This window comes from Priestia sp. MDV22-iso46, assembly GCF_058629175.1.
Map to the genome: position 1 here is coordinate 1 of NZ_JBZVWT010000026.1, position 8,659 is coordinate 8,659.

The following is an 8,659-nucleotide window of genomic DNA, read 5'->3' on the forward strand; positions in this document are numbered from 1 at the left end:
CCTTGTATTTTAAATAGCTATTTTAATTTTATAGTTTTAACGAAAAAAGTATAAAAAGACCCTTGCAATTCTCTCAGCGAATTGCTATTTAAATAGAGTGAGAAGGGACAAGTGCAAGAATGTTATTATATCAAGGTTTATGAGACATGAGGTGTTGCCAAAAAGCAACACCTGTGTTGCCAAAAAGCAACACCTAAAAAATGTAAAAATAGATAAAAAAATAAAAGCAAGGGGGAAATCCTCCTTACTTTTAAAACAAATATATAGGTAACTGGTGCTTTTTAGAGGATCCTTCAACTCTAAAATTCTTTAAAGAACGTTTAAATATCTTTTGAGTAACTTTATCAACATCATCTTTTGCCGAACAACATAAAAGATTGGGATTAACAAACCATGTACGACTTGTACAGATACGGCCATCCTCAGTAGTACTTCCTGTCTCCGCAACAGCTAAGATACCTTTTTTCATTAGACTATTCATCATAGAAGATACTTTAGATCTATCTCGTTTTAACTTTCTAGCTAAATAGCTTGGTGAGGCTGAATTAGAATTTACTTCTTCTTCATCAGACGATCGTTCTATAATAATATTTGTCTTAAATTCTACATAAGGAATTAAATCCATTAAAAACGCTTTTTCAGCATTAGTAAGATATTCTATTTCACTTAAATAATTATAATTATCCATAATTATTTGCACAAATCTCACCCCATCAGTTTTTTTCTTTCGCTTACCGATGAAATAATTATCTCCAGTAGTTCTATGCAATATTTCTAATAAGGTTTTTTGCTGATCTGCTGAAAGACCCACTTCTGCCTGGTTGATTAACTCTTCCAGCTTAGAATCTCTTATTCTGGCTTTCTTTTCGGCTTCATCTAATGCTTTTTTCATTTTAAAATTCCTCCATTTAGTAGTGGAAGGAACTAACCTTATTGTGTTAGAATACATTTATAAAGTTATGTAGTTGAAGGTTAATCCCTTCTTAATATTTTTTAGAGAAAGTCCTCGGAGTCGTCGAAAACTTGAGGGCTTTTTCTTATACCTAATTTTCTACCAAATCCTACATTTTTGCAAACCCTATTTGTAAAACAAACAAGAAAACTCACCTTATATGTAGGTGAGTTTTTTAATCTAATAATCCTTTTTCTTTAAAGACTTTTCTCAAAGCTTCGTTTAACAATTCAGATTTATAGCTCTTAGGAACTCGATCAATAATACTTAAAACGTCGTCATCGAAATAGAACCCTCGATATACTCTTTTAGACCGGTCTTTTGGATTTTGCAACAAGATATCAATTGCATCTACTTTGCTAGTAGTTGTACTAGCTTTTGAAACGCTATCGCTAGTACTTTCACTTTCATTCAGATAGCTAACACTAGCTGCTATCTCACTGTTAGTTTGCTTTTGTTCTGCTGGTATTTTATTAGTTTTAGAAATAAGAGTATTAAAATCAACTTCTAAAGGTTCTGGCTCTTCTCCAACATAACGATAAATACTTTGCTTACTGTCCCATTCATATCCTAGTTTCTTAATTCTTAATTGGATGGTACGAGTACTTACATCATACTGATCAGCTAACTCTTTAATTGTGATTTCTTTCATCATAATTCCATTTAACATCTTTTTTACCAGCATCATACTAGCCTCCACTTCCGTTTTAAAAGTATAGTACTAGTATTCAAACGCAAAATGATATTTCCTGCTATTACTTCTCTTTTTAGTTAACATAAAACGTATTACAGGAACAAGAAAGCTATTAGAATTATGATTCTAATAGCTTTCTTGTTTGAAAAGTTAAGCTTTATTATTTGGAACATTGACTAGAGTTTTTCTTTTTTTGCTAAAAACTCATTTCTCATGTCTAATTTCCTCACTGTTTAAATCGTACACTGTCTTAAATATAAAATCATGTTCATACATCTAATTCCCTCCCGTCATCTTCTAGCGAAAAATCCTTTGAAAATATATGATAAGTAGTTTGTACATATGTAATAAATAGTTTTTCTTGTTTTATTTTTAAAGAACTGTATTTTTACTGATTTTAGGAGTCACATATGCGACTCCTTTTAATTACTATGAATGAGATTCTTTTCAATAGCCTCCGCCATATCCGTACCAAGGGTAATATGGATATGGATAATAATATGGTGGATAATACGGATAATATGGCCGTGGACGTGGATAGTAATATGGTGGGTAATAGTATGGATAATATGGTCGTGGTCTCGGCCTTGGATATGGGTAATGGCTATATGGTTGTCTTTCATCTCCAAGATTTACAAAGTCAACATCGCCACAATCATTTTGCAACAAAAGTTGTTCTTCAGAATTAAAGTCTTGATGTTCCAAAACATAACCTCCTAGACATATTTTCTACCTTCTACTTTATTCAACTGTTTAAGTTTTGGAGTAAGTACAAGAAAAGTGATTAAAAATATAAATAGAAATACCAGTTACTGGATTTATCGCCCATCAAAAAAACAGAAAAAACAACCTACCACAACAGGAAGTTTTTCTGTTTTTAGTCTGTATACGATATTCAAAATTAGTTTGCATAATGGATTTTATAGGTAGTCATAACACAAAACGAGAAACATAAAATACAACAAGGAACTATCAGCCTGATCTTTCCTTAAGAAAAAACAATCCAACTCCCACGGATTGTTTTTTCTCTTTTTATATAATGATTATTTTTTTACATATTGAGCAAACTACACAAGATGCTATGAAGCATCACTTTGGAAATCCTCATCTTTTTGAGTTGACAACATGTATCAAGAAAAAACCACTGAACAGGGATCAGTGGTTTTTTCTTGATACATAAGTTATTGATAATTTGAGCAAACTACTCAAGACGCCGTGAGGCATCCAATATCCAACACGAATCTCTTCTCCAAGAGCAGAAAAACCAACCTTTAGGACTCAGGGTTGGTTTTTCGGTTTTTTAAGCTGTATATCGTATTCAATCTTAGTTAACATAATGTCTCTTTCCGGAACACATCACCAAAAAGAACCCTTGTCGCAGAACGGTTCCGCCGAGGGTTCTTTTTCCGGAGTATGCAGCTTTTTATACATCCTTGATGTAGCAACGTTTTTCAGAAAGGTGATTAATGAAAAGGTGTATAAAAAGCGCACCTTTTATACATATGCAAAACGGTTCAAATAATTGATTTTGTATACAAATATGATATATTAAAAGTCAGACTATTTTTTACAAATTTCAACATAACCCTATTTTTGAGCAACCTCCCGTCCACTGCAGAGGTTGCTCTTTTATTTTGTATATGTAGCAACACATTAAAAATATCCTCTAATTACAGAACGTGGTAAACTATGAATGTTTCATACTTCGGATACGTATGAACAAACCCTTACAAAAAAAGCAACCTCGTTCATTGGCCAATGCCGAGGTTGCTTTTTTTGCTTTTAATAGCTCTATTTAATCTTTTCTAATTCATTTAACATCTCATCAATAAATTGACTAATCTCTACCGTATTGTTACTTGTAAAACCCTCTTTAAATGCCGTTTCTATCAAAGATTTTCTCTCTTTTTCAATCTCAACGGTTAAAGCTTCTTTTAAAATCACTTTATGAGACTCCAATATTCCCCTCACCCATTTGCTTTTAATAGCAAAACAAATACAAGGTTGAACATTCTAAAAGCGATCAACCTTGTATTTGTTTTATCTTTTTATGTTCATACAAATATTTTACAGTATACAAATGTCCTTATACAACGGAATTTTATCTTAAAATCAAAATTTGTATGACAAATTTTGATTTTAATCTTCACAGCCAAGAAAGTTTGTGATAAACTTCACATATAAAGATATTAATGACTAACCAGAACACTCTTGAATGTAATATAGAAAAAGCTATTTCACTCCGATGCCAATACGATTGAAATAGCTTTTTTTATAGGGCTTTAATTATATTTACTGACCAGAAAAACCGTAGTGATAAGCATTCAACAATAAATAAATATCATAACCAGCTACCACTGCAAAAGCAATAAGTAATAGTGTTGTTTTAAGTTTTCTCAACTTCATTTCTCCTTTTTACCGTTCTAAGTCCTGTTCCTGGCGTTTTGATTGCTTCCGGATCCCACCGACATATTGAAAAAATGATATCTGCTTCATCTTCTCCACATTTTTATCAATCCAATTCAAGGCTTTTTCCTTCCAGGCTTTTAAGGTCTTATTCTCTTCTCTTAATTCATGAACCTCCTCATTCGCTTTATCTAACTCTTCTTTTGGCACATAATCCTTTATATAACCAAGATTCATCTCCGTTAAGCTCTCATTCACTTCATTTGCCTGTACAAGCTCTTTTTTTGTTTTCTCATGTTTCTGCTTCTCAATCGTCAAATCATCGCTGAGAGAGCTTATATGGGCTTTATATTCTGTATCTAGTTCTCTTTTAACCTCATCTTTGACGTTTTCCTTTTGTTCAGCTGAAAAATCACGCACGAGCTTCTGACGCATTTGTTTCTTAGCCTTCTCCACTTGGCCATCTTGAACCGCCACGTATATCTCTAATTCTTGCCTTGTCTCACTCAAATCATGCTTTAATGCCTTATTCTCTTTCTCATAGCGATCTACCTCGTGACTCAATGCATGGGTACGCTCATGCTCGGCCGCCAATGTTTGCTGCAGCTCTTTTGTAAGACTCATAAGCTCATGAAAATCTGCTTCTTCCACTTTCACTTTGGAACCTATGGCACTCTTGGCCGCCGCTACTTCAACAGGTTGGCTACATAACTCTTCGATCCGTCTCTCGCTACGTATCTCAACGGGTGGTGCTGCTTTTAACTCCACTAAGTTGTCCATCTGTTGAAGCTCTTTTTCCTTGTGAGCCACTAGTTGTTGCAAGTGCTTTAGCTCTTTTTCACGTTCTTGTTTCTTAAACTCATGCACACTCTTATGCTGCAGCTCGCTCGGCTCGCCACGCTCAATGTCATAACCACGTTTGTTCATGTAGTTGTGAAAATCATCTTGGATTCTACGTATCTTCGTTTTCCCATGGAAGTACTCTTTCGCCGCCAAGCGCCGATCATCCGTAATTGGCACAAAACCCACGTGCATGTGTGGCGTTGACTCATCGTTATGTACGACGGCATATAAAATGTTCTGTTGGCCATACTTGCCGGCAATATGATCAAGTGATGCTTCAAAATATTTGCGCTGCTCGTCTGACGACATCGCATGCATATACTCCGGACTGGCCGACACAAAGAATTCTGCCACTAGGACGGCATCATTCCGAATTTTTCGTTTCACACGGGTGGCCGTCATCTTCTTAATTTCTTCATGGTACCTAATTTTGTCCTCGTTCACGAAGTCATAGTTAAGCATCGTTCTGTTTGAATCGATGTCTTTATTTTTACTGTTCTCGCCTTCTCGTTGGTTGTGTTTCTGTATCCCTAATATTGCATCTTTGTGGAACTTTTGCATGCGGATAATCCCATATTTGGCCATCCCTCAATCCCCCATTTCGACCACTATACTTGGGTCTAGCATACCACAACTTTAGAATTGGTGTAACGCACTACACCAATTTTTCATCTTCGATAAAATTGGGAGCGCGCTCTACGAGGTGGCGGTCGGCGTTCCTCCCTGTGTTTGGCTCCGCCAAAATGAAAAAAGACATCCTAAACGGATGCCCTTTTTCATTAAGACCGTGGACGCCGTCCACCACCTGCCAAAGGGAAGCCCCTTTGGAATGGCTTCTACAAACACCCCCAACCCCCTCAATCTTTGAGGGGGCTCCCTCGCCGGTTGGCGTCAAACAAACGGGGTTGTTTGAGTGCCAAGAGGGTCTTTGGGGTAGAGACATTGTCAATTCCTTAATGCTCCCTACGGTCCGCTTACCATTGACAATGGCGTAGTTCCTACTCTGAAGCTAAATCTTCTCTATCCGCAGCTTCAGGTGGAGTTTCCATCCATCCATTTTCTATCATGATATCCGCTGCATCATTAACAAAATCTGATATATCCTTTAAAGACTTTGCATATAGTAGCGCTAAGTCGCGTCTTCCGTTTACAGCCATTGAGTTTCCAAAGTTTCGTACTCTCATCGAAAACATGTCCATTTTATGAAATACCATTAATTTATCGGAAAAAGGAGAAGTTGTTGAAGTTGTTACTAAATGATCAATTAATGAGGGAGAAGGCAAATTATCATGATGAAGTTTTTGTATAAAACCTTCAATTATTTTATCAGTGAGTTCTTCTCCTTTTACAAATAATTCTCTAACCTTCTTCGTTTTTGTAACTTGACTAAACGCCATTACTAAAGCCTTACTTGCCAGGTTAGTCTCTAAATTATCGTATAAATGAGCAATTTCCAATGCATGTAAGGGCCTAACATCTCCAATAAAACCTTTTAGATAATTTTTGTGTGCTATATTTACTTTTTGTGGTGTTGGAATAATAGGCGATTTAATAGCTAACCCTTTATTCATTGAAATATCTTTGATATGTTCCCCCAATTTTACAGTTGATTCTATACAATAAAGGGAAAAATCTCTTACATCTTCTCTATATATTAAGGGAAGTCCTACACTATAAAGACTAAGGCCTACTTTAGATACATACTTTAAATAATGTACATAGAATTCATCTTCAAATAATCTTGGAGCGTCAAGATTAACATCTTCTTTTGTAAAACCATGAGGGATAGGAAAGTTCTCTTTTATGAAAATACCTTTTATGATTTTCTGAAATTCTTTACTTAAGTTTAGAGCATTTTCCAATAATTTTTTTATATCTTGGTCTTCAACATGTTTAAGAAAGTAGCTTAGAATACATGTAGACATGCTATTGCCCATATAGGTTGCCCAAAGCTTCCCTAATTCTGCAGATATCAACTTTTCATTGAGATTTGATTTTCTTGGTTCCATTTATAATCTCCTAAGCCTATTTTTCCTTAGGTTTATCATTTAAATAATATATATTCTTTAAATCCCAAACTTTCGTATTTATGTATATAGATAACCATCATATGAATAACAAAAGCCGTCCACTATATATCAGTTTATAGGACGGCCTCCATTGTTAATCTGGCATTTATTTGATTGAGGTTTTAATAATATAAGAATCAATCAATCGTATATTACATTTTTTCCTTCTTCACTTAACTTTTTTAAAGATGTAAGCATATGATCTATTTCTTCATCGGAATGTCTTTCCCATGAACCTAATTCAGCTACTATTTTCAAAGGAGATTTAGATCTATAAGAACGTGTTGGGTTTCCAGGAAACTTCTTGTCAGTTAAATTCGGATCATTTTCAAAATCGCCTAATGGTTCTACAATATAAATTCTCTCTTTTGAATTAGATCTTGCTAATTCAGCACCCCATTTAGCAGCATTTAATGTTCCAGTAAAATAGATATGGTTAGATTTTTTATCCTGATAATTGGATAAGTACAATGGTTCAAGCAGGTCTCCGATTTTCAGTTCTGCTTTAGTACCATGAAAAAACGGACCAGGATCTAAGACATTCTTTTTGTCATTCATATAGCCACACCCCTTATACTTTTTGACTTCCGTATAACAGTATAAGGCCGGACATGAGTGGAAAAACAGTCTATAAATAATTTTCAAATAGGGTTATAATTAAAGTAGAGATTAAGATGTTATCGGAAATAACTCATTTAAATAAAAAAACTGCCAGCTAGCTGGCAGTTTTTTTATTTCCAAAATTCCCACCACTTCTTTTTCTTTTCTTCACTGGCAGCAATAAGTTTTTGAGTTTCTTGAATTCCTTTAACAGCATCTAAAAGTTCACGATCTCTATTCTCTAATTTCTTCGAAATATACTCATCTCTTTGCTGGATCTGTTTCAGTAGTTCTTGGTTAAATTTCATTTGTTCTTCTTTAAAATCTTCAAATTGTTTTAGCAATTGCTCATACTGTTGTGTCCCCTGATATGTCACTAATTCCTCTGTGTCACGGTCTGACACATCGTCTTCGCCAACCGTTGATATCACTGCATTTATAGCCTGATCCAGTGACATATCAGGGTGCTTTATCAACTCTCTAATCTTACGTAAAACAATTACATCCTTATCAAAGAAACCTCTGTGGCCCAACTCATTTTTATGGATATGGTACCCTGCTTTTTCAAGCAGCTGAGAATACTTACGAACAGTAGTGTTCTGTATCGCTAAAAGGGTAGCGACTTCCCTTGCTGTATAAACCTTTTGCTGCTTCTTTGTGTCACCTGACATATCGCACAACCTCCTGCTATGTCCTATGATATGTCATTCGATATATAAAAGAAAAGTTCCTTTTAAAAGATGATTTAGACTTATATTTTAGAATCACGTGGCCGCCTTCGTTTTGGGGTGTGAGGCTGGCTTTGAAAATAGTGTAGATACATTATGAAAAAGAGTAGAATTTTGGACATTTGCTCTGGCGGTTCGGCAGGTATAATGGCCGTCGTAAGCCGAGCATCTTTGACTTCGTTTTGGGTATGTTTCGGCTTGGCGATATAACCACTCCTGCCGAAATTTAAAATACAAGGAGAAAAGAGTGGAGATTTTTTAAGTGATTTTCTTAAAAAATACTACTCGAACCTTGTATTTTAAATAGCTATTTTAATTTTATAGTTTTAACGAAAAAAGTATAAAAAGACCCTTGCAATTCTCTCAG

At 35.0% G+C, this 8,659-nt stretch carries 8 protein-coding genes; 1 reads left to right on the plus strand and 7 read right to left on the minus strand.

Going from position 1 to position 8,659, the window contains the following annotated elements; all coding sequences use genetic code 11:
- Positions 1–250: 250 nt before the first annotated feature.
- Both AC4NPH_RS30820 and AC4NPH_RS30825 read right to left on the minus strand, forming a co-directional pair.
- On the minus strand, positions 251–892 hold the full coding sequence (locus AC4NPH_RS30820) for a MarR family transcriptional regulator (protein WP_097812960.1): 642 nt from the start codon (positions 890–892) through the stop codon (positions 251–253).
- A gap of 235 nt (positions 893–1,127) precedes the next feature.
- Positions 1,128–1,640, minus strand: coding sequence for an HTH domain-containing protein (locus AC4NPH_RS30825; protein WP_257141755.1), 513 nt, complete (start codon positions 1,638–1,640; stop codon positions 1,128–1,130).
- Between the two features lie 494 nt (positions 1,641–2,134).
- Here AC4NPH_RS30825 and AC4NPH_RS30830 point away from each other — a divergent pair, with 494 nt between their 5' ends.
- Positions 2,135–2,335: a hypothetical protein gene (locus AC4NPH_RS30830; RefSeq protein WP_176533024.1), complete on the plus strand. Its 201-nt coding sequence runs from the start codon at positions 2,135–2,137 to the stop codon at positions 2,333–2,335.
- A gap of 1,102 nt (positions 2,336–3,437) precedes the next feature.
- Here AC4NPH_RS30830 and AC4NPH_RS30835 read toward each other — a convergent pair.
- The 5 genes from AC4NPH_RS30835 to AC4NPH_RS30855 form a co-directional block, all read right to left on the minus strand.
- Positions 3,438–3,590 (minus strand): aspartyl-phosphate phosphatase Spo0E family protein, encoded by a 153-nt coding sequence (locus AC4NPH_RS30835; protein ID WP_240530901.1) that lies wholly within the window; start codon positions 3,588–3,590, stop codon positions 3,438–3,440.
- Positions 3,591–4,061: 471 nt separating this feature from the next.
- Positions 4,062–5,480 (minus strand): MobV family relaxase, encoded by a 1,419-nt coding sequence (gene mobV, locus AC4NPH_RS30840; protein ID WP_098315413.1) that lies wholly within the window; start codon positions 5,478–5,480, stop codon positions 4,062–4,064.
- Positions 5,481–5,893: 413 nt separating this feature from the next.
- Positions 5,894–6,904, minus strand: a complete 1,011-nt coding sequence (locus AC4NPH_RS30845; protein ID WP_491939351.1) for a DUF3231 family protein — start codon at positions 6,902–6,904, stop codon at positions 5,894–5,896.
- Positions 6,905–7,105: 201 nt separating this feature from the next.
- Positions 7,106–7,522 carry an NAD(+)--rifampin ADP-ribosyltransferase gene (gene arr / locus AC4NPH_RS30850; RefSeq protein WP_098315410.1) on the minus strand — a complete coding sequence of 139 codons (417 nt, stop codon included), beginning with the start codon at positions 7,520–7,522 and terminating at the stop codon, positions 7,106–7,108.
- A gap of 173 nt (positions 7,523–7,695) precedes the next feature.
- Complete coding sequence (locus AC4NPH_RS30855; RefSeq protein WP_097826711.1) at positions 7,696–8,235, minus strand: DUF3967 domain-containing protein; 540 nt, start codon at positions 8,233–8,235, stop codon at positions 7,696–7,698.
- Between the last annotated feature and the right edge of the window lie 424 nt (positions 8,236–8,659).

Bases quoted from the DNA above. Each gene is read 5' to 3' on its own strand.
- AC4NPH_RS30820 (WP_097812960.1), bottom strand. From the start codon at position 892: ATGAAAAAAGCATTAGATGAAGCCGAAAAGAAAGCCAGAATAAGAGAT.
- AC4NPH_RS30825 (WP_257141755.1), bottom strand. From the start codon at position 1,640: ATGATGCTGGTAAAAAAGATGTTAAATGGAATTATGATGAAAGAAATC.
- AC4NPH_RS30830 (WP_176533024.1), top strand. From the start codon at position 2,135: ATGGATAATAATATGGTGGATAATACGGATAATATGGCCGTGGACGTG.
- mobV (WP_098315413.1), bottom strand. From the start codon at position 5,480: ATGGCCAAATATGGGATTATCCGCATGCAAAAGTTCCACAAAGATGCA.
- AC4NPH_RS30845 (WP_491939351.1), bottom strand. From the start codon at position 6,904: ATGGAACCAAGAAAATCAAATCTCAATGAAAAGTTGATATCTGCAGAA.
- arr (WP_098315410.1), bottom strand. From the start codon at position 7,522: ATGAATGACAAAAAGAATGTCTTAGATCCTGGTCCGTTTTTTCATGGT.
- AC4NPH_RS30855 (WP_097826711.1), bottom strand. From the start codon at position 8,235: ATGTCAGGTGACACAAAGAAGCAGCAAAAGGTTTATACAGCAAGGGAA.